At 72.3% G+C, this 19,136-nt stretch carries 22 protein-coding genes; 5 read left to right on the forward strand and 17 right to left on the reverse strand.

Annotation, left to right across the window (positions count from 1 at the left end; genetic code table 11):
- Positions 1-17 precede the first annotated feature (17 nt).
- The 3 genes from V6V89_RS25105 (at position 18) to V6V89_RS25115 (ending at position 4,242) form a co-directional block, all read left to right on the forward strand.
- The gene (locus V6V89_RS25105; RefSeq protein ID WP_334621781.1) at positions 18-1,208 is read left to right on the forward strand and encodes a sensor histidine kinase; all 1,191 of its coding nucleotides are present in this window, start codon (positions 18-20) and stop codon (positions 1,206-1,208) included.
- Positions 1,183-1,860 (forward strand): response regulator transcription factor, encoded by a 678-nt coding sequence (locus V6V89_RS25110; protein ID WP_334621782.1) that lies wholly within the window; start codon positions 1,183-1,185, stop codon positions 1,858-1,860. Before V6V89_RS25105 ends, V6V89_RS25110 begins: the two co-directional genes overlap by 26 nt.
- A gap of 141 nt (positions 1,861-2,001) precedes the next feature.
- Positions 2,002-4,242 carry an MMPL family transporter gene (locus V6V89_RS25115; RefSeq protein ID WP_334621784.1) on the forward strand — a complete coding sequence of 747 codons (2,241 nt, stop codon included), beginning with the start codon at positions 2,002-2,004 and terminating at the stop codon, positions 4,240-4,242.
- 108 nt (positions 4,243-4,350) lie between these two features.
- On the opposite strand, the gene V6V89_RS25120 is transcribed toward V6V89_RS25115, so the two are convergent.
- The 11 genes from V6V89_RS25120 to V6V89_RS25170 all read right to left on the reverse strand — a co-directional run bounded on the left by V6V89_RS25120 (position 4,351) and on the right by V6V89_RS25170 (position 12,979).
- A complete protein-coding gene (locus V6V89_RS25120; protein WP_334621785.1) occupies positions 4,351-5,121 on the reverse strand; it encodes an AfsR/SARP family transcriptional regulator in 771 nt (256 codons plus the stop codon).
- A gap of 251 nt (positions 5,122-5,372) precedes the next feature.
- On the reverse strand, positions 5,373-6,836 hold the full coding sequence (locus V6V89_RS25125; protein WP_334621786.1) for a DHA2 family efflux MFS transporter permease subunit: 1,464 nt from the start codon (positions 6,834-6,836) through the stop codon (positions 5,373-5,375).
- Between the two features lie 14 nt (positions 6,837-6,850).
- On the reverse strand, positions 6,851-7,456 hold the full coding sequence (locus V6V89_RS25130; RefSeq protein WP_334621787.1) for a TetR/AcrR family transcriptional regulator: 606 nt from the start codon (positions 7,454-7,456) through the stop codon (positions 6,851-6,853).
- A 61-nt stretch (positions 7,457-7,517) separates the two neighbouring features.
- Positions 7,518-7,817 carry a hypothetical protein gene (locus V6V89_RS25135; protein ID WP_334621788.1) on the reverse strand — a complete coding sequence of 100 codons (300 nt, stop codon included), beginning with the start codon at positions 7,815-7,817 and terminating at the stop codon, positions 7,518-7,520.
- Between the two features lie 84 nt (positions 7,818-7,901).
- On the reverse strand, positions 7,902-8,747 hold the full coding sequence (gene pqqB, locus V6V89_RS25140; protein ID WP_334621789.1) for a pyrroloquinoline quinone biosynthesis protein PqqB: 846 nt from the start codon (positions 8,745-8,747) through the stop codon (positions 7,902-7,904).
- Positions 8,744-10,102, reverse strand: coding sequence for a pyrroloquinoline quinone biosynthesis protein PqqE (pqqE, locus tag V6V89_RS25145; protein ID WP_334621790.1), 1,359 nt, complete (start codon positions 10,100-10,102; stop codon positions 8,744-8,746). Before pqqE ends, pqqB begins: the two co-directional genes overlap by 4 nt.
- A gap of 115 nt (positions 10,103-10,217) precedes the next feature.
- Positions 10,218-10,919, reverse strand: a complete 702-nt coding sequence (gene pqqC, locus V6V89_RS25150) for a pyrroloquinoline-quinone synthase PqqC (protein ID WP_334621791.1) — start codon at positions 10,917-10,919, stop codon at positions 10,218-10,220.
- Positions 10,898-11,053, reverse strand: coding sequence for a hypothetical protein (locus V6V89_RS25155; protein WP_334621792.1), 156 nt, complete (start codon positions 11,051-11,053; stop codon positions 10,898-10,900). The genes pqqC and V6V89_RS25155 overlap by 22 nt, the downstream gene beginning before the upstream one ends.
- A 96-nt stretch (positions 11,054-11,149) precedes the next feature.
- Positions 11,150-11,365 (reverse strand): hypothetical protein, encoded by a 216-nt coding sequence (locus V6V89_RS25160; protein ID WP_334621793.1) that lies wholly within the window; start codon positions 11,363-11,365, stop codon positions 11,150-11,152.
- A gap of 74 nt (positions 11,366-11,439) precedes the next feature.
- Entirely contained in the window at positions 11,440-11,847 is a 408-nt protein-coding gene (locus V6V89_RS25165) for a PPOX class F420-dependent oxidoreductase (protein ID WP_334621794.1), read from the reverse strand.
- On the reverse strand, positions 11,819-12,979 hold the full coding sequence (locus tag V6V89_RS25170) for an alpha/beta hydrolase (RefSeq protein ID WP_334621795.1): 1,161 nt from the start codon (positions 12,977-12,979) through the stop codon (positions 11,819-11,821). Before V6V89_RS25170 ends, V6V89_RS25165 begins: the two co-directional genes overlap by 29 nt.
- Positions 12,980-13,183: 204 nt before the next feature.
- Between V6V89_RS25170 and V6V89_RS25175 the strand changes: the two genes are divergently transcribed.
- Complete coding sequence (locus V6V89_RS25175) at positions 13,184-13,717, forward strand: GNAT family N-acetyltransferase (RefSeq protein ID WP_334621796.1); 534 nt, start codon at positions 13,184-13,186, stop codon at positions 13,715-13,717.
- Positions 13,718-13,820: 103 nt separating this feature from the next.
- Here the strand turns inward: V6V89_RS25175 and V6V89_RS25180 are convergent, their stop codons facing one another.
- Genes V6V89_RS25180 through V6V89_RS25190 form a run of 3 tightly spaced genes read right to left on the reverse strand, consistent with a single transcriptional unit; the run spans position 13,821 to position 15,978 of the window.
- The gene (locus tag V6V89_RS25180; RefSeq protein WP_334621797.1) at positions 13,821-14,477 is read right to left on the reverse strand and encodes a 4'-phosphopantetheinyl transferase family protein; all 657 of its coding nucleotides are present in this window, start codon (positions 14,475-14,477) and stop codon (positions 13,821-13,823) included.
- A 2-nt stretch (positions 14,478-14,479) separates the two neighbouring features.
- A complete protein-coding gene (locus V6V89_RS25185) occupies positions 14,480-15,319 on the reverse strand; it encodes a metallophosphoesterase family protein (RefSeq protein ID WP_334621799.1) in 840 nt (279 codons plus the stop codon).
- On the reverse strand, positions 15,316-15,978 hold the full coding sequence (locus tag V6V89_RS25190; protein WP_334621801.1) for a lysophospholipid acyltransferase family protein: 663 nt from the start codon (positions 15,976-15,978) through the stop codon (positions 15,316-15,318). Before V6V89_RS25190 ends, V6V89_RS25185 begins: the two co-directional genes overlap by 4 nt.
- 46 nt (positions 15,979-16,024) lie before the next feature.
- Between V6V89_RS25190 and V6V89_RS25195 the strand changes: the two genes are divergently transcribed.
- Positions 16,025-16,636, forward strand: a complete 612-nt coding sequence (locus V6V89_RS25195; RefSeq protein ID WP_334621802.1) for a TetR/AcrR family transcriptional regulator — start codon at positions 16,025-16,027, stop codon at positions 16,634-16,636.
- Here V6V89_RS25195 and dinB read toward each other — a convergent pair.
- From dinB to V6V89_RS25210, 3 genes are read right to left on the reverse strand one after another with little or no spacing between them, the layout of a single operon-like run.
- Positions 16,613-17,803, reverse strand: coding sequence for a DNA polymerase IV (gene dinB / locus V6V89_RS25200; RefSeq protein WP_334621803.1), 1,191 nt, complete (start codon positions 17,801-17,803; stop codon positions 16,613-16,615). The genes V6V89_RS25195 and dinB overlap by 24 nt on opposite strands.
- 31 nt (positions 17,804-17,834) lie before the next feature.
- Entirely contained in the window at positions 17,835-18,248 is a 414-nt protein-coding gene (locus V6V89_RS25205; RefSeq protein WP_334621804.1) for an MmcQ/YjbR family DNA-binding protein, read from the reverse strand.
- A 45-nt stretch (positions 18,249-18,293) separates the two neighbouring features.
- The gene (locus V6V89_RS25210) at positions 18,294-19,112 is read right to left on the reverse strand and encodes an SAM-dependent methyltransferase (RefSeq protein ID WP_334621805.1); all 819 of its coding nucleotides are present in this window, start codon (positions 19,110-19,112) and stop codon (positions 18,294-18,296) included.
- Positions 19,113-19,136 lie beyond the last annotated feature (24 nt).

Consider the following 19,136-nt stretch of genomic DNA (forward strand, 5'->3'; position numbering starts at 1 on the left):
GGCCTACCGTAGGCGGCATGTTGGCTCTCGTCCGGCGGTACGCCGCCGACGCCGCCGCGCCGGCCGTGCTGTTCGCCGCGTCGCTGGCGCAGCCGTTCGTCCTGGCCGAGGACGCCTACGGCGACCTGTCCACGACCGGCGTCACGCTCGCCGCGTTGACCTGCCTGGCCCTCGCCGTGCGCCGCCGCTGGCCGGTGCCCGTGCTAGCCGCCACCGTCGCGGGATCGCTGGGCTACGTCGCGGCGGCCGGCAAGCTCAGCCCGTTCTGGATCGCGGTGCCCGTGGCGGCGTACACGGTGGGCGCGCACGCGGGCCGCAAGGCCGCGCTGGTCGCGGTGCCGGCCGCCGCGCTGCTGCTGACCGCAGGCGCGGCCGCGCTCGACGGCGACTGGCCGACCCCGCACTACACCGGCCTGCTGGCCTGGACGGCGCTGGGCGGCGCGATCGGATACGCGGTGCGCGCCTGGCGCGAAAACGTCAGCGCGGTCAAGGACCGGGCGCTGCGCGCCGAGCGCACCCGCGAGGAAGAAGCCCGCCGCCGGGTCGCCGAGGAGCGCCTGCGGGTGGCCCGCGACCTGCACGACGTCGTGGCACACCACATCGCGGTCATCAACGTGCAGGCCGGGGTGGCCTCGCACATGCTGCGCGAGCAACCCGAGTCGGCGCAGCGGGCGCTGGCGCACATCCGGCAGGCCAGCCGCACCGTGCTCGACGAGCTGGGCGTGCTGCTCGGCGTGCTGCGCCAGCCCGGCGACCCGGCCGCGCCCACCGAGCCGGCGCCGTCGCTGTCGCGCCTCGACAGCCTGATCGACTCGTTCACCGCGACCGGCCTGACGGTGCAGCGGTCGCTGGCCGGGAAGCCGCGGCCGCTGCCGGCCGCGGTCGACCTGGCCGCGTACCGGGTGGTGCAGGAGTCGCTCACGAACGTGCACCGGCACGGCAACGGCGCGGGCGCGCAGGTCAGCATCGCCTACAATCCGGCAGAGCTGTCCATCGAGGTCCACAACGTGCGCAACGGGACACCGGCGTCCGCGCCAACCACGACCGGCGAGGGCCGCACGGGGCTGGGCATCCTGGGCATGCAGGAGCGGGTCGCCTCGGTCGGTGGCCAGCTCAGCGCCGGCCCGGAGCCCGACGGTGGGTTCCGCGTACGGGCCGTCCTGCGGCTGTCGAGGGAGACCGATGACGATCCGGATCGTGCTGGCTGACGACCAGGCACTCATCCGCGCCGGCTTCCGGGTGCTGGTGGACTCGGCCGACGACCTCACGGTGGTGGGCGAGGCGAGCACCGGCCGCGAAGTGGTCGACCTGGTCCGCGGCAGCGCGCCGGACGTGGTGCTGATGGACATCCGCATGCCCGACATGGACGGCCTCGCCGCCACGCGGGAGATCACCGCCGACCCCGCGCTGTCCGCGGTCCGCGTGCTCATCCTGACCACGTTCGAGATCGACGAGTACGTCTTCCAGGCGCTGCGGGCGGGCGCGAGCGGCTTCATCAGCAAGGGTGTCGAGCCGGGCGACCTGCTCGACGCCATCCGCGTGGTGGCGCGCGGCGAGGCGCTGCTGTCGCCGAAGGCCACCAAGGGGCTGATCGCGCGCTTCCTGGCCCAACCGGAGTACGGCCCACAGGCGTCGCCGGAGAAGCTCCAGGTGCTCACCGACCGGGAACGCGAGGTGGTCGCCCTGGTCGCGGCCGGACTGTCCAACGACGACATCGCCGAGCGCCTGTACGTGTCGCCGCTGACCGCGAAGACGCACGTCAACCGGGCGATGCTCAAGCTCGGCGTGCGCGACCGCGCGCAGCTCGTCGTGATCGCGTACCAGACCGGCCTGGTCCGCATCGGCGACCCGACCCCCTAGACCCCGTACTGCCGCCGCCGTACGCCGCTACCACGCCTGCCGTACGGCGGATTGTCTGCGTCGGGCAGACGCGTCCGCACCGTCCCGGTCGAAAGGATTGTGCCCAAGGCACCCCTGTGTCGACCTCGACTGGAGCAGATCGTGGCCACGTACCTCTACCGGCTCGGCCGGTTCTCGTTCCGCCGGCGGCGTCTCGTCGCCGTGCTGTGGATGGTGCTGTTCGTCGGCTTCGCGGCCGGCGCCGCCACCCTGGCCGGCCCGCCGGCGGACGCCTTCAGCATCCCCGGCACGGAGGCGCAGAAGGCGATCGACATGCTGGAGCAGCGGTTCCCCGAGGCGTCCGCGAACGGCGCGACGGCTCGGGTGGTGTTCGCCGCGCCGGAGGGCGAGCAGCTCACCGACCCGGCGAACCGCACCGCTGTCGAGTCCGTGGTGGCCGGGCTGCGGTCGGCTCCCGAGGTTGCGAGCGTCGCCGATCCGTTCGAGGCGGGCACCGTCTCGCCGGACAGCCGGGTGGCGTTCGCCCAGGTCACGTACGGCGTTGCCGCGCTGGACCTGACCGCGGACGACAAGGATGCCCTGCTCGCCACCGCCGAGCCGGGCCGGGACGCCGGCCTCACCGTCGAGTACGGCGGCAACGCGGTGGCGCAGCAGGGCGAGCAGGGCGCCGCCGAGGTGATCGGCATCCTGGTGGCGGCGATCGTGCTGATCGTGACGTTCGGTTCGCTGATCGCGGCCGGGCTGCCGCTGCTGACCGCGATCGTCGGCATCGGCATCGGCATCTGCGGAGTCACGATCGTCAGCGGCTTCGTCGACATCAGCTCCAGCACGCCGACGCTCGCGCTGATGCTGGGCCTCGCGGTCGCCATCGACTACGCCCTGTTCATCGTGTTCCGGTACCGGCACGAGTACGCGGCTCTCGAAGGCGACGGTGAGGAGGCGGCCGGCCGCGCGGTCGGCACCGCCGGGTCGGCCGTGGTCTTCGCCGGGCTCACCGTCGTGGTGGCGCTGGCCGGCATGTCGGTCGTGGGCATTCCGATCCTGACCCAGATCGGGCTCGCCGCCGCGGGCACCGTCGCCGTCGCCGTCGTGATCGCGCTGACGCTCCTGCCGGCGATGCTGGGCTTCGCGGGGCGCAAGGTGTTCCGGCGCAAGCAGCGCAAGCTACCGGCGGCCGAGCTCGCCGCGCAGGGTGAGCAGCACCCGACGGGCCAGCGCTGGGCGCGGTGGGTGACCCGCCGGCCGGTGCCGATCCTGCTGCTCGCGGTCGTTGGGCTCGGCGTGGTCGCGATCCCGTCCCACGACCTTCGGCTGGGCCTGCCCGACGACAGCACGGCCGCCACCGGCACCACGCAGCGTGCCTCCTACGACATCATCAGCGAGGGCTTCGGGCCGGGCTTCAACGGGCCGCTCACGGTCGTCGTCGACGCGGCCGGCGCCGCCGACCGGCAGGGCGCGGCGCAGCGGGTGGCGGACACGGTACGCGGGCTGCCGGACGTGGTCGCGGTGAACCCGCCGGTGTTCAACGCGGCCGGCGACACCGCGCTGCTGAGCGTCGTACCCGGCGAGGGGCCGAACGCCCCGTCGACCGAGAAGCTGGTCGGGGCGATCCGTGACGAGGCGGCCGGGCTGCGCGAGGCGACCGGCGCGGCGGTGACGGTGACCGGGCAGACCGCGGTCGACATCGACGTGTCGCACCGCATCCAGGACGCCCTGGTGCCGTATCTGGCGGTCATCGTCGGGCTCGCGTTCATCCTGTTGATGCTGGTGTTCCGGTCGATCCTGATCCCGCTCACCGCGACGATCGGCTTCCTGCTGTCGGTGGCGGCGGCGACGTTCGGCGCGGTGGTCGCGGTGTTCCAGTGGGGCTGGCTGGGCGGCGTGTTCGGCGTCGACGAGACCGGTCCGATCATCAGCCTGCTGCCGATCTTCCTGATCGGCGTGGTGTTCGGCCTCGCGATGGACTACCAGATCTTCCTGGTTAGCCGGATGCGCGAGGAGTACGTGCACGGCGCCACCCCGGTCGACGCGGTGGTCACCGGATACAGCCGCGGCGCCCAGGTGGTCACCGCCGCGGCCGTCATCATGATCAGCGTCTTCTTCGGCTTCATGATGGCGCCGGAGTCGCTGGTGCGTCAGGTCGGGTTCGCGCTCGCGGTGTCGGTCGTGTTCGACGCGTTCGTGGTGCGTACCACGATCGTGCCGGCCGCGATGGCGCTGATGGGCCGGGCCGCGTGGTGGCTGCCCAAGTGGCTCGACAAGATCCTGCCCAATGTGGACGTCGAGGGTGAGAAGCTGCGCCGGAACCTGGCTGCCCCCCAGCCCGCCGGCGAGACGGCTCCCGCCCCGTCGGAGGGCCAGGACCAGCTCGCCAACAGGTAGCTGGCCGTGGCCCTGTTCGGCACAGCCGGACCCACAAAGCCCGGGACGCCGCACCCGCACTGCCCCCGTGGCGCGGCGTCCCGGGCTTCCGGCTGCCCTGCGGCCGGCTCACACCGCCGCGCGGGCGTCCAGCCGGTCGTCGGTCATCAGGATCGCCCGCTGCAGGTCACGCAGCGCCCGGCATGGTTGCAGCCCCACCTCGTCGTTGAGCCGCTCCCACGCCACCTGGTACACGTGCAGGGCGTCGGCCTGCCGGTCCGATCGGTACAGCGCGAGCATCAGCTGCCGGTAGAACGCCTCCCGCAGCGGATACTCGGTGATCAGCGAGTACAGGTACCCCACCATCTCGCGGTGCCGGTCGAGCGCCAGCTTCGACTCGACGAACAGCTCGATGCACTCCAGCCGGGCCTCCTCCAGCCAGCGCGCGAACCCGCTGATGATCAGCCCGTCGCGCAGGTCGCCGAGCACCGTGCCGCGCCACAGGTCGAGCGCCGACTCGAACGCCTCCACGGCCTCCTCGTGCCGGTGCCCGCGGGCGTGCGACCGGCCCTGGAAGACCATCCGCTGGAAGGCGTGCAGGTCGAGCTCGTCGCCGCCCATGTCGAGCAGGTAGCCGGGCGGGCGGGTCACGATCCGGCAGTGTTGGCCGGGCCGGTTGAGAAACTTGCGCAGGTTGGAGATGTAGACGTGCAGGCCGGCGATTGCCCGGCGCGGCGCGCTCTCTCCCCAGATCTCCGCGATCAGCTGCTCGGTCGGCACCACCTGTCCGGAGCGGACGAGCAGCACCGCCAGAAGCACCTCTATCTTGCGGGCGCTGACCGACGAGGACTCCCCCGTGGCGTCGACCACCCGCAGTGGTCCCAGAATCTCGAACCTCACTTTTCTCCCCCCATGCCAGGACAGCGACGGCACACCGATTCCGTCGCGTCGAAATCTAACGACGGCGAATGCGGGGTACAACCCCTATTCACCACTTCCCGAATTACCGAGGAGGCCGATGCCTAGAAGACTCCTGACCTGCGCGAACATGCGCTTTAAAAATAGTGGGTAATACGCATCACACGACGCCGGCTAATACGTCGGCGGCGTGCGAGTCGCGTGTTCTACAATTGACACTTCAACGTCGTGTATCAATGCGACTGGTCGACCGGCGGCGGCGTACCCGGGAGAAAAAGCGCAGGCAGCGCGGCCAGTGCGGCGAACCCCAGGGCCCACCAGAACGCGTGGCCGAAGGCGCCGGACAGCGCGGCCGTGGAGGGCTGGCCGCCCGGCGCGGCCGCGACCCGCTCGACGAGTTGGCGCTGGAGCACGACGGCGAGCACCGCGGCCCCGAACGAGCCGCCGAGCTGCTGGAATATCCGCACCGCGCTGGTGGCGCGCGGGATCGCCTCGTCGCGAAGGCCTCGCAACGCCGCCGCCATCACCGGGATCAGCGCGGCGCCCAGCCCGGCGCCGCTGAGTACGAGCGCCCCCGCCAGCAGCAGCACGCTGGTGTCCGGCCCGACCGTCGCGTACGCCAGCGTGCCGAGCACCGTGAGCAGCACCCCGACCAGCACGATCGGCCGCGGGCTGTGCCGGTCGGCGAGCATTCCGGCCACCACCAGCGCCACCCCTAGACCCACCCCTTGCGGCGCGACCAGCAGCCCAGCGTGCAGGGGATCCTCGCCGCGCACCTGCTGGAAGTACAGCGGCAGCAGGAGCATCGACCCGAGCGAGGCGATGCCGATCAGGAAGACCACGGCGGACGACGCGGCGAAGGCGCGCGACCGGAACAGCCGCACGTCGATCAGTGGCGCCCGCACGCGCAGCGCGTGCGCGCCGAACGCCACCAGCAACGCCACCCCGCCGGCCAGTGGCAGCAGCACCCATGGCGACCCGAAGCCGCCGGCGTCGCCGGCGCGGGACAGCCCGTACACGGTCGCGGCGAGGCCGGGCGAGATCAGCGCGAGCCCCAGCAGGTCGAGCCGGTCCCCGCCAGCCGGCCGGGGATCCGGCATGATCCACACCGATAGCGCGAAGGCGAGCACGCAGACCGGCACGTTGACGAAGAAGATCCAGCGCCAGCCGAGATCGTTGACGATCAGCCCGCCCACGACGGGACCGGCCACCGGGCCGAGCAGGGCCGGCACGCCGATCGCCGCCATCAGCCGCCCGCGGCGGCGCTCGCCGGCCTCCCGCATGAGGATGGCCTGCCCGATCGGCAGCAGCAGGCCGCCGCCGAGGCCCTGGACCACCCGGAACGCGATCAGGCTCTCCACCGACCAGGCCGCGCCGCACAGCACCGAGCCGGCCAGGAAGAGCGCGATCGACAGCAGCCACATCCGCTTGGCGCCGAACCGGTCGAGCACCCAGCCGGTCAGCGGGATCATCATCGACAGCGCGAGCGCGTATCCCGCGCTGACCCATTGGATCGTCGAGACGCTGGCGCCGAACGACTCCTGGAACGCGTGGATCGCGACGTTCACCATCGTCACGTCGAGCTGGACCGCGAGCGTGCCCAGCATGATCAGGGCGGCGAGCTTGAGCAGGTCGGGCGTGAGCCGATCGTCTTGCGGTAAATATGTACTGCGGGCGCCATCGGCTGCTGGCGTCATGGGGGTCGACCCTTCTACTGGGGTGCGACGGGACCGGTCATCCCGTCCAGGAGCTGGCTCACCACCTGGTCACGCAGCGCCGCCCCGTCACCGTCGTCGAGCCGGTCCGTGAGCACGCCCGCCAGCCGGGGCGCGCCGATGACCAGCGACATCACGGCGCCCAGCGCGGTGACGTACGCGATCTCGAAGGAGCAGTCGCCGCGGAAGCGGCCCTCCCGCTGCCCCCGCTCGTACAGCTCGCGCAGCGGGGCGGGCAGGGCCTCGGCGGCCGGCACCGGCAGGGCGCCCCAGCCCGCCATCGCCTCGTGCAGCCACAGGCCCACGGTCAGCGGCCGGCGCCACAGCTCGGTCACCATCGCGGCCAGCGCGAGCCGCATCCCCTCGTACGGCGGCATGCTGGACGCGCGCGCGATGGCCGGCCGCCACGCGGCCGCGAGGTCGGCGAGGTGGGCCTGGAGGACCGCCGCGTACAGCGCCTCCTTGCTGCCGAAGTGGTGGTAGATCATGCGTTCGTTGACGCCGGCGCGCTGGACGATCGCCTGGACGCGGGCCCCCGGGAGCCCGTGCCGCGCGAACTCCTCCGCAGCGGCGTCCAGCAGCAGGGTGCGGGTGTCGGCCACGCGGTAAGCATTTACCGCGCAGCCGGCGAGCGGCAAGGCCCTGACCCGCATCTGGCACAGGTCAGTCGCGCGTGCCGTTGACGTTGAAGCTGCCGAACATGCCGGCCTTGACCTTGCCCGTCATGGTGTCGTCGGCGACCGTCGTGTTGAAGGTGAGCGTGACGTTGAACTTCGCCATCTTCGCCTTCCACGTCAGGTTGTCGCCGTCGACCTTTCCGTCGACCACGTCGGTGGTCATGTTGTTCGACTTGTTGGTCACCGTGCCGGTCAACTGGTCGCCCTCGGTCTTCAGGTCGAGCTGGACCTGCTGCTTACCCATCGGGCTGTCGACCACCATCTGCCACGTGCCGTCGACGCTCACTGCGTACCCTCCCTGAACCCCGTGCGTGGACTTGCGCCCCAAAGGTAGGAATTACGGCGGACACCTGGTACCCCTACCGGCCCCCTATAGCTCGAAGGCCTGCCCGTCCTCGGCGACATCCAACCCGTCCGCGTCGATCGCTAGGGGATTGGTGTTGTTGAGGTGCGTGTAGACGTAGCGGGTGCCCGACTCGCGAGGCAGCAGTGACAGCGACTTTTCGACCGGTACGTGCCCCATCGCGGTCGCCGTGCGGCCGCCGCCCGCCGCGCGGGTCATCTCGTCGTCGTGCAGGAACGTGCCGTCGAGCAGCACGAGGCCGGCGCCCTCCACGGCGGCAGCGAAGGCGTCGTCCACATCGGGCAGGCACGGCGCGTAGACGAGCGTGCCGCCGGCACGGTCGCGGATCCGGTAGGCGACCACCCAGCCGGTGCCGCCGGCCGCCGCGTACCGGGGCGGTTTCGCGCCCACCACGAACGCCTCCGCCGCCAGTCCGCCCTGGAGCGTCACCGGCTCGCCCGGGACCACCTCGTGCCAGGTGACGTCCGTATACGGGGCCAGGATCTGGCGCACCGGAAAGCCCGTCGACAGCGCGGCCAGCACCGGCTCCGTGGCGTACACCGCAAGGCTCGTCGCCTCGCGCAGGCTGAGCAGGCCGATCGTGTGGTCCAGCTCCGCGGTGCACAGCAGCACGCCGCGCAGCGGCGTCTCGCGCCGGCCCGGCCCGGGCGCCAGCTCAGGCACCGCTGCCAGCTGCCCGCGCAGGTCGGGTGAGGCATTCAGCAGGTACCACGAGCGGCCGTCGCCGCTCACCGCCAGGCAGTCCTGGTCTCGCCCCACCCCGGCGCGGCGCGCCGCCGCGCAGGTAGCGCAGGCACAGTTCCACTGTGGAAGGCCGCCACCGGCCGCGGTGCCGAGGACCCGGACCTTCACCGCGCCCGCCGGGGCACGGCCAGCATCTGTGGCGCACTCACCGCGCGATGCATCAGATCATGGTCCGCGGACAGCCCGCACGCCGGATCGGTGCGCGACGCGTCGCCGGTGACCTGATACGCCTGGCAGCGGCACCCTCCGAAGTCGACCTCGCGCAGGGCACAGCTCTGGCACGGCTCGGGCATCCAGTCGGTGCCGCGAAACCGGTTGAACGCCGGCGAGTCGTACCAGATCGCGCCGAGCGGCTCGGTCGTGACGCCGCGGATGCCGAGATCGGGCAGCTGGCCGGCGGCAAGGCACGGCAGCACGTCGCCGTTGGGCGCGACCACGAACTGCCGGCTACCCCAGCCGTTCATGCAGGGCTTGGGCCGGTCGTCGTGATAATCGGCGGCCACGTAGACGATCTCGATGTCGGGGTGCCGGGCGCGCACCTCGTCGGCGACCCGGCCAGCGGCCTCCACCTGGGCCGGCGCCGGCATGAGCGCCGCGCGGTTGCGCCAGCCCCAGCCGTAGTACTGCGTGTTGGCCAGCTCCAGCCGCTCGGCGCCGAGCTCCACGCCCAGCTCGGCGATGGTTTCGAGGCGGTCGAGGTTGCCGGCGTGCAGCACCGCGTTGACGGTGAACGCCACACCGGAGCCGCGGATCAGTTCGGCGGCCGCCCGCTTGCGGTCGTGCGCCCGGATGCCGGCCATCGCGTCCGCCGCCGTGCGATCGGAGTCCTGGATGGACAGTTGCAGGTGGTCCAGGCCGGCACCGGCCAGCTCCGCCATCCGCTCGGCGGTCAGCGGGATGCCGCTGGTGATGAGGTTGGTGTACATGCCGAGCCCGCTGGCTCGGGCGATCAGCTCGGTGAGGTCGGGGCGCAGCAGCGGCTCGCCGCCGGAGAAGTGCACCTGGAGCACGCCCAGGTCGCGGGCCTCGCCGAGCACGCGCAGCCAGTCCGCGGTGGACAGCTCGGCGCGGTAGGCCTCCAGCTCGATCGGGTTCGAGCAGTACGCGCAGCGCAGCGGGCACCGGTACGTCAGCTCAGCGAGCATCCCGGTCGGCACGGGGTGCCGGGCTTCCCCGCCGCCGGCGGCCTTGATGGCAGCGGCCGGGGTGCCGCCGTCGAACGTGATCAGGCGCCGGGCGGCCAGATCGGCCAGCAGCGCCGCCACGTCCGCCTCGGACACCCCCTCGTACTCGGCCGCGAGCGCGGCGGTCATCTCGGCGACCGTGCCGCCCGTGCACCGCTCGACCACGGCGGCGGCGGTCTCGTTGAGCAGCAGCACGCCTTCCGGATACAGCAGCGCCGAGGCACGCCGCACCGGGTCGTACGCCAGCCTGACGCCGCGCCGCAGACCTGGTTTATTCACCGTGTTTGATGGTTCGCTCGGTCGTGCGGCGCTGAAGGCGACGCCTTCCCTCGCGCCGCGCGCGACTTCGTCGGCGCGTCGCTCAGTCCAGGCGCCACCGCGCCAACTCCCTCGCTCACTCACTGGGCGTCCCGGCTCGCTCGATGGCGTCGAGCATGGACCACAGCACGTCGCACTTGAAGCGCAGCGCCGCAACCGCCGCGTCCTGGAGCTCGCGGGTCGCCGCGTGTGTCAGCACCAGGTCCAGCGTGTACTCGCTGTCTTCGCGCACCACCGGCACCCGCGCCTCGAAGTAGGCGAACCCGTCCGGCTTGATCCAGTCGTAGTGTTGCCGCCACGCCAGCACCCGCGCCGACATCAGGTCGGGCGAGAACAGCTCGGTCAGGGCCGCCGCGGCGCCCTCGACCCACGGCTTGGTGCGGCAGAAATTGACGTACCCGTCGACCGCGAACCGCACGCCGGGGCGCACGTGCCGCTCGTCGACCACTTCGGCCCGCGCGAGTCCCACCGCCTCGGCGAGGACGAGCCAGTCATCCAGCCCGCCCTCGCCTTCGCTTCGCCCGTCCTGGAAGAGGATCCGTTCCACCCAGCGGCGGCGGACCTCCGGCAGCGGACAGTTTGCCACGATGGCAGCGTTCTTCTGGGACAGGTGCCGCTGGTAGTACCAGCGGTTCGCCACCCACGCCCGCACCTCGTCCGGCCGGCAGTCACCGGCGTGCAGGCGCAGGTGGAAGGGGTGCGTGTCCCAGTAGTACGCCGACTGGGCGCGAAGCGCCGCGGCGAACTCGGCGCGGGTCAGCGCTCCGGCCGCTGCCACGGACCGGTGCCACCGCCGGCGTACGCGGTGACCTCAGGGCGGACGTCCAGGCACTGCACGGCCGGCCGCGCCCAGGCGCGGCGGACGGGCTCCGCGCCAGCGGGCGGCGCGGTGTGAGGAGTGCTGGTCGACATGGGCCATCACCTCCGTGATGTTGATGGAAACCGTTGCGGCACAAGGTATCCCGGTGTTGGCGCGCGGCATCCCCCTAGTGACCCCTATGGATGCCGCTACTCCGTGACAGGCTGCGCGCGGATCGTGATCCACTGCCGGTCGTCGTTGGAGCGGCGCAGCCGCTCCACGTTTTCGGCCGGCACGGACAGCGAGATGCGCCAGCCGCCGTCGACGTAGTCTTCGAAGTAGATGTTGGCACCGTCGGTCACCACGCGGGTCGCCTCGACGATGAGCTCGTCGGCCGCGACCTCCTTCACCTGAAACGTCGCCACGGCACTCCCCTTTGACTGCCACCGACCCATGCACCGCGTAACGGGTACGCGACGATCAGTATAGTGACAGACGTTTATTTCTGTACCGTGCCATCCACCACGGCTACGTAGGATTCCGGCCGAATCGTGACGATCACGCGATCGGAAGCGTCGTGAATGGGGTATACCCGGCCATACCGCTCCTGCAGCGCCTGGTAGAACGAGGCCTTCTCGTCGTCGTCCTCGATGCTCTCCACGACGCCGCGCACCTCCAGAAACCGGTACTGGTCGTCCGGGTCCGGTATGGACAGCGCGACCCGCGGGTCGCGGGCGATGTTGCGGAACTTCTGGCGCGTGCGCTTGTGGGTCATCCGGATGCGCTCGCCGTCCCAGGCGAACCACATCACGTTTACCTGCGGCGCACCGTCCGGGCGCACGGTGGCCAGGTTTGCGAAGGTGGGGCGTTCGAGCAGGTCAGCGTGGCTCCGCGGCGGCATCCTCATGCTTCCACCCTGGCACGCTCGCGAACATTTCGGCGAGCCAGGCCACCGTGGCCCGCGCCACCAAGGCGAGCACCGTGAAGTGGTCGGCGCCCGGCACCGGCGCGTACTCGACGTCCGTGCCCGCCGCGGCGAGCAGACCCGCGGTGATCTCGCTGAGCACCGCCGGCAGCGCGTCGGCGGTGCCGTGCGCGAGCCGCACCGGCTCCCTATACCGTCCAATGGGGACCTCGTGCGGCGCGAGCAGGGCGGTGAACGCGTCCGCCGCGGCCGCCGGATCGCGGAGCGCGTCGCCGTTGGTGACGCCCGCGATGGCCGCGGCCATCTCCGCGACGCAGACCCGGCCGGCCAGGTCGACCAGCTCCATCCCGGCCGGCGTGAACCAGTCCCCCGCCCGGAACTGGCCCGGGTGCGTCAGCGCGAGCGTGCGCCCCATGAAGGGGACGACCGGGTTGAGCGGCGCCGCCGGGTCGCGGGCCGGCGGCGCGGCGAACTGCGCCGCCCACTGCGTCGTCGCCGCGATCGCCACGGTGCCGTTGTGCCGCAGCTCCGGCGCGTACCCGGTGGCCAGGTGCCCGGCCCACAACGCCGCGTGCCCGCCGAGGGAGTACCCGACCGCGGCCCACGCGCGGCTCACCGGCGCGAGGCGGCGCGCGGCGCGCACGATGTCGATGACCGCGTACGCCTCAGCGGGGCCGTGCACGACCGAGCTCTCCCCCGGCGTGCCGATGCCCTCGTAGTCGGTGACCGCGACCGCGTAGCCGGCCGCGAGCAGCGCCTCACCGAACGGCCGCGCGAACGGCGGCACGCCGGCCACAGAGGGCGCGCAGGCGTCCGGGGTGCCACCGAAGCCCGGCGCGAAGCTGACCACCGGCCACCCATGACGCGGCGGCCGCCCTGGCGGTACGGCGAGGGTGCCGCTGACGACGGTGGTGCGGCCGCTCCACGACGTGGACGTGTACCGCAACCGCCAGGCGGCGCCGGCACCAGAGAGCCGCAGGTCGTCGGGGAGTGGCTCGACACTCACGGGCCGCCCGGGCGCGGCGGGACGATGGGCCGCCGACACCGGCGCCGCGGCCGCGACGGTGATGATCGCGGTGGCCGCCACCATCGCGACGGTACGGAGAGCGCGCACGACACCTCCACGGTTGTCGATGTGTGAATGCATCGTGCCACAGGCCGCGACGTCGCCGTCCGGGCCACGCGGGCCGGGCCCGGCGCCGCCGCGCTCTGGCGGGAGCGCTGCGAGGTCGCCGCCGGCTGGGCGGAGTGACGCCGGCCACTGGTCTTGTGACGCGAGCGGGGCGTGACTGGCAGCTCGCGGGCATAGAGTGGCCTGGTGGCGAAAGAATTGACGACGGAGCGGCTCACCCTCCGGCCGTGGCGGCTCGACGACGCCGAGGCGGCGCTTGCCGTCTATGGCGACACGAGCATCGCCAAGTGGCTGAGTCCCGCCATGGACGCGGTCGCCGACCTCGCCGCGATGCGCCTCGTACTCCAGCACTGGATCGGCGAAGACGAGCGGCTGGTGCCGCCTGCCGGCCGCTGGGCGATCGAACGCCGCGACGACGGCCGCGTGATCGGTGGCGCGGTGCTGCTGCCGCTGCCGCCGGGCGGCGACGACCTTGAGATGGGCTGGCACCTGCACCGCGACGTCTGGGGCAACGGATACGCCGCGGAGGCCGGCCAGCGGCTCGCGCGGTGGGCGTTCGACGAGGGGCTCGACGAGGTGTTCGCCGTCACGCGGCCCGCGAACGACCGCGCCGGCGCGGTCGCGCGCCACATCGGCATGGACTGGGTCGGCGAGACGGAGAAGTACTACGGGCTGCGCCTCCAGGTCTTCCGGATGCGCCCCGCCGACCTCGAGGGCTGAGTACAATGCGCACGGGTCGCTCGCGCGCTCGGAAGCCGCCCTGTAGGCCGCAGTCGCTCTGGTCGCTGCGATGTTGGCCCGCGCTGGGGGCGGCGCGCGCTCGCTAGACCGGCACCGCGATCGCGGTCACCACCAGGCCGCCGCGCACGAGATAGCGGCCGACGAACTCGCGGTGCTCCCGGCCCGCCACCACCGGCCCGGGCACGAGCAGCCGCGCCGTAAACCCCGCCACCGCCGGGTCGATCACCACGTCCGCCTCGGCGAAGTCGAGCCACCGCCCGGTCAGCGGATACCACGCCTTGTACACCGACTCCTTGGCGCTGAAGAGCAACCGGTCCCAGTGCACGCGGGGCGCGTCGAGGGCGAGGCGCGCGAGCAGCGCGCGCTCCGCTTCTATGGAAACGGCGTCGAGTACGCCGTGCGGCAGCGGCTCGTTCGGCTCGGCGTCGATCCCGATCGTCACCACGTCTCGGCGGCGCGCCAGCGCGGCTGCCCGGTACCCGAGGCAGTGCGTCATGCTCCCGACGATGCCGGCCGGCCAGCCTGGCGCGCCCCGCTCGCCGGGCAGGATCGGCGCGGGCGCGACCCCGAGCCGGCGCAGCGCGGCACGGGCGCAGTACCGCGCGGTGGTGAACTCGTCTCGCCGCTTGGCGACTGCGTTGGCGACGGCCGCCGCCTCTTCGGGAAACAGCGGCACGCCTGGCGGGTCCGCGAACGCCTCCTCGGCCACCACCACCGGCGGCAGGATCTCTTCCAGCATCGTCAGGACTCCGCCACCGGGACCGGCAGGATCTGGCGTGGCCGGTTCGGCGCGCTCCCCCGCTTGCGCCACTCGCGCGGGTATCCCACCGACACCTCCTCGAAACGCACCCCGTCGTACCGCGTGCTGCGCGGGATGTGCAGGTGACCGTAGACGACGGCGGCGGTGCGGTGCCGGCGGTGCCAGTCGGCCGTGCGGTCGGTGCCGCACCACTGCGCGAACTCGGGGTGATACAACACCCGGGTCGGCTCGCGCACGAGCGGGTAGTGGTTGACGAACACCACCGGGCGTTCAGCATCCAGTGTAGACAGCCGCCGCTCGGTCTCCGCGATCCGCGCCTCGCACCAGGCGTCGCGGCTCGGGTACGGGTCGGGGTGCAGCAGGATCTCATCGGTGCACACCACACCTCGGTCGTACGCCAGAGCCAACGCCTCGTCCTTGGTAGACGTTCCGTCCGGGCGCCACGAGTAATCGTACAAAGTGAACAGTGGTGCGACCGTGACCGGACCACCGGGGCCGTCCCAGACGGGGTAGGGGTCCTCGGGTGTGTGCACGCCGAGCCGGCGGCACACCTCGACCAGGTGCCGGTACCGCTGCTCGCCCCGCAGTCGCAGCGGGTCTTCGCGCGGTGTCCACAGCTCGTGGTTGCCCGGCGCCCACACCACCTCCGCGTACCGCTCGCGCAGCACGCCGAGCGCCCACTCGACGTCCGCGCCGATCTCGCCCACGTCGCCGGCGACGAGCAGCCAGTCGGCCGGGTCATCGGGGCGCAGGCGGCTGACGAAGTCGCGATTTTCCTGGTACGCCACGTGCAGGTCGCTGATCGCGAGGAGCCGGGTCACCCGGGGATCGTATCGATGCCGCGCTCGTTGTAGACGGTGGCCCGTTCCTGACCGGACAGTTCCGCGATCCGGTCCATGATCTCGTCCGTGACGCGCCGCCGCGCCCGCGCCTGCCCCGCTTCGCCGTACTCGGGCCCGAACGTGATCGGCGCGCCGAACTTGACGGTGACCCGCCGCACCCGAGGCAGTTTCGCCCCCACCGGCTGGATCTTTTCCGTGCCGGCGAGCGCGACTGGCACGACCGGCACCCGCGCGGAGAGCGCCAGCCAGCCGACGCCCGTGCGACCGCGGTAGAGGCGGCCGTCGCGCGACCGCGTGCCCTCGGGGTAGACGCCGAACGCGCCGCCGCCTTCGAGCACGCCCAGCGCGGCGTCCAGCGACGCCTGCGCCACCCGGTGGTCGCCCCGACGCACCGGCACCGCGTTGAACGCGGAGAAGAACCAGCGGGTGCGGCGCCGGTCGAAGTACTCGGCCTTGGCCAGGAACGTCACCGGCCGCGGCGCCACCAGCGGAATGACCATGCTGTCGATGAACGACAGGTGGTTGCTGGCCAGGATCACCGGGCCGCGCCTGGGTACGTGGTGGCGGCCCTCGATGACCGGGCGGTAGACGAGCCGGGCCACGGGCGCCACGAGCTGCCGGGTGATCAGTGCGAGCATGAGCGAACTATAGCGACCGAACGTTCGGATGGTATCGTCGACCGCTGTGAGTCCCCGCAGATCTGTCGAGGCGACCGCAGGCACCCACGCCGCCATCGTGGCCCGAGGCGTGGCTGTCGCCTCCGTCGAAGGCCTTTCGGGCCTGACCATCGGCCGGCTGGCCGCCGACCTGGGCATGAGCAAGTCGGGGCTGCTCGGCCACTTCGGCACCAAGGAGAGCCTCCAGTTGGAGGTCGTCGACGCTGCGGCGGCCGTGTTCACGCGCGAGGTGGCCGACCGCGCGGCCCGCACCGCGCCCGGGCTGCCGCGCCTGCGCGCGTTGTGCGTCGCTTGGCTGTCCTATCTGGAGCGTGGCGTCTTCCCCGGCGGCTGCTTCTTCATCGCGGCGGCGACCGAGTTCGACGACCGCGACGGCCCGGTGCGCGACGCGCTGGCCGGCCTCACCGAGCTGTGGCACCGCGACCTGCGCATCCACGCACAACAGGCGATCGCGGCGGGCGAGTTGCCGGCTGGCACCGACCCTGAGCAACTGGTGTTCGACCTGAGCGGCGTGATGCTGGCCGCCCACCACGCGCTTCGCCTGCGCCGCGACCCCCACGCGGCAACCCGCGCCCATCGAGCCCTCGACCGACTCCTAGTCCGGGAGGATCGGGACTGACATTGGGTCGGGGTGGCCCAGCAGGGTGGCCCTTGTGACGGAGCGGGAGCCGAAACGGTCGCGGACCGCGTCGAGCGCCCCGTCGAGCTCCGCACCGCTCCACCCGTCGAACGGCAGCTCAAGCTGCACCGCCCGCCCGTCGTCGAGGTTGCTCACCGCGACCCCGACCAGCGTCACCCCGCGCGCGGAGATCGCCGGCAGGCTGCTCACCAGCAGACCGCGGGCCGTGGAGAGGATCAGCGGCGTGTGCGAGGTCGCCCGGGGCAGCGTGTGTGACCGGGTGGCGCGGGTGAAGTCGGCGAACCGCAGCCGCAGCACGACGGTGCGTCCCACACGGCTGGCGGCCCGCATGCGTCGGGTCACGCGGTCGACCAGCCCGGACAGCACCGCGTCGAGGTCCTCGGGCGTGCGCGGGCCTCGCCCGAGAGCGTGCTGGGCGCCCATCGAGCCACGCCTGCGCCCCACCTGTACCGGGCGTGGGTCCCGCCCGACGGCCAGCGCGTACAGGTGCCGCCCTGCCCCCTGGCCGACCATCGAGATCAGCGCGGCCTCGCCGATGCGGGCGACGTGACCGACCGTGACGATGCCCCGGGCGCGCAGCTTGCCGGAGGTGACCGGGCCGACGCCCCACAGCCGCTCCACGGGCAGCGGGTGCAGGAACGCCATCTCGCCGTCGGGCGGCACACTGAGCAGCCCGTCGGGCTTGGCGACGCCGCTGGCCACCTTCGCCAGGAACTTCGTGCGGGCCACGCCGACGGTGATCGGCAGCCCGACCCGGGTGCGCACGTCGTGCCGCAGCCGGGCGGCGATGTCGAGCGGCGAGCCGCGAAGCCGCCGCAGGCCGCCCACGTCGAGGAACGCCTCGTCGATCGACAGCCCCTCGACGACCGGGGTGGTGTCGCGGAACACCTCGAAGACGGCTTTGCTCGCGGCCGAGTACGCGGACATGCGCGGCGGGACCACGACGGCCTGGGGGCACAGGCGGCGCGCGAGGTGGCCGCCCATCGCAGTGCGCACGCCACACGCCTTGGCCTCGTAGCTGGCCGCGAGCACGACGCCGCCGCCGACGATCACCGGCCGCCCGCGCAGCGCGGGGTCGTCGCGCTGCTCGACCGACGCGTAGAAGGCGTCGAGGTCGGCGTGCAGGATCGTGCCCTCCGCACCCACCCTGCCATCTTCGCACAGACGTTCGAACCGGTCAGCCTGGCGGCCGGTCTACCTGGGCGGCGAGCCGCTTCGGCGCCAGGACGCAGTAGCTCTCGGTCAGCAGCTCGCCGACCTCTTCCCAGTCGACGCCGCCGTCGAGCACCATGCCCACCACGTCGGCGCCCCAGCCCGGCTTGAAGAACGGGTGACCGACGGAGACCAGGCCCTGGATCTCGTCACCCGGCGACCGGAACGTCAGCACGCACACCGGCTCGTCCGTGGCAGCCGCACGGGCATACGCCATCTGGTGGTCAGGGTCGACGGTGAGCACATGGGCGAACGTGCGCTTGCGGATGCGCCAGCGCGTGCCCACCCACGCCGGCTCCTCGTAGGTCTCCGGCAGGCCGAGGCAGATCGGCCGGAGCCGGGCGAGCACCTGGGGCGGGACGTCACCGGGACCAGTCACGCCCGCGACGCTACCGCCGCCCTCCGACATTCTCCTTTGTGTCGGTCAGAGCTGGCGGGCGACGCCCCCGTAGCCCAGCGGGCGGGCCGCGTTCTGCGCCTCCTCGGGCGTCTCGGGCCGCCAGTCGGGCAGGAACACGACGCCCGGCTCGACCATCTCCATGCCGCCGAACCACGACTCGATCTCGGTGCGCTCGCGCACGTAAACGTGCTCGTTGGCCTGGGCGTAGGCGGCTACCAGCGTCGCGACCTGCGCGCGAAGCTCCGCGGGGGCGTGCTCGTCGGCGATGTGCGAGATGGCCAGGTAGCTGCCCGGCGCAAGGCGTTCCCGGTAGGTGCGCACGAGCTCGGCCGGGTGGTCCTGCGGGCCGATGAACAGCAGCAGCCCGACCATGAGCAGCCCGACGGGGCGCGAGAAGTCGATCAGCTCGCGGGTCTCCGGCGCGTCGAGCACCGCCGCGGGGTCTCGCACGTCGGCCTGGATGATGGCGGTGTTCGGGTCGCCGGCGAGCAGCGTGCGGGCGTACTTGTAGGCCACCGGCTCGTAGTCCACATAGACCACTCGCGCGCCGGGCGCCCGCTCCTGGGCGATCTCGTGCACGTTGCCAACGGTCGGGATGCCCGAACCGAGGTCGAGAAACTGGTCGACGCCCTGGTCAAGGAGGTACCCGACGACCCGGCGCAGGAACGAGCGGTTGAGCTTCGCCACGTCGGGCACCCACGGCACCATCGCGCGGACCTGCTCCGCGAATGCCCGGTCGGCCTCGAAGTTGTGCGCCCCGCCCAGGAAGTAGTCGTAAGCGCGAGCCGCGCTGGGAATGTCGAGCTGAAGTTCCTTGGGGCCGTACTCGGCTTCTGCGCTCACGCGATCAATCTAACCGACCGTGGG

It is taken from the genome of Micromonospora sp. CPCC 206061, from assembly GCF_036906915.1.
Classification (GTDB): domain Bacteria; phylum Actinomycetota; class Actinomycetes; order Mycobacteriales; family Micromonosporaceae; genus Phytohabitans.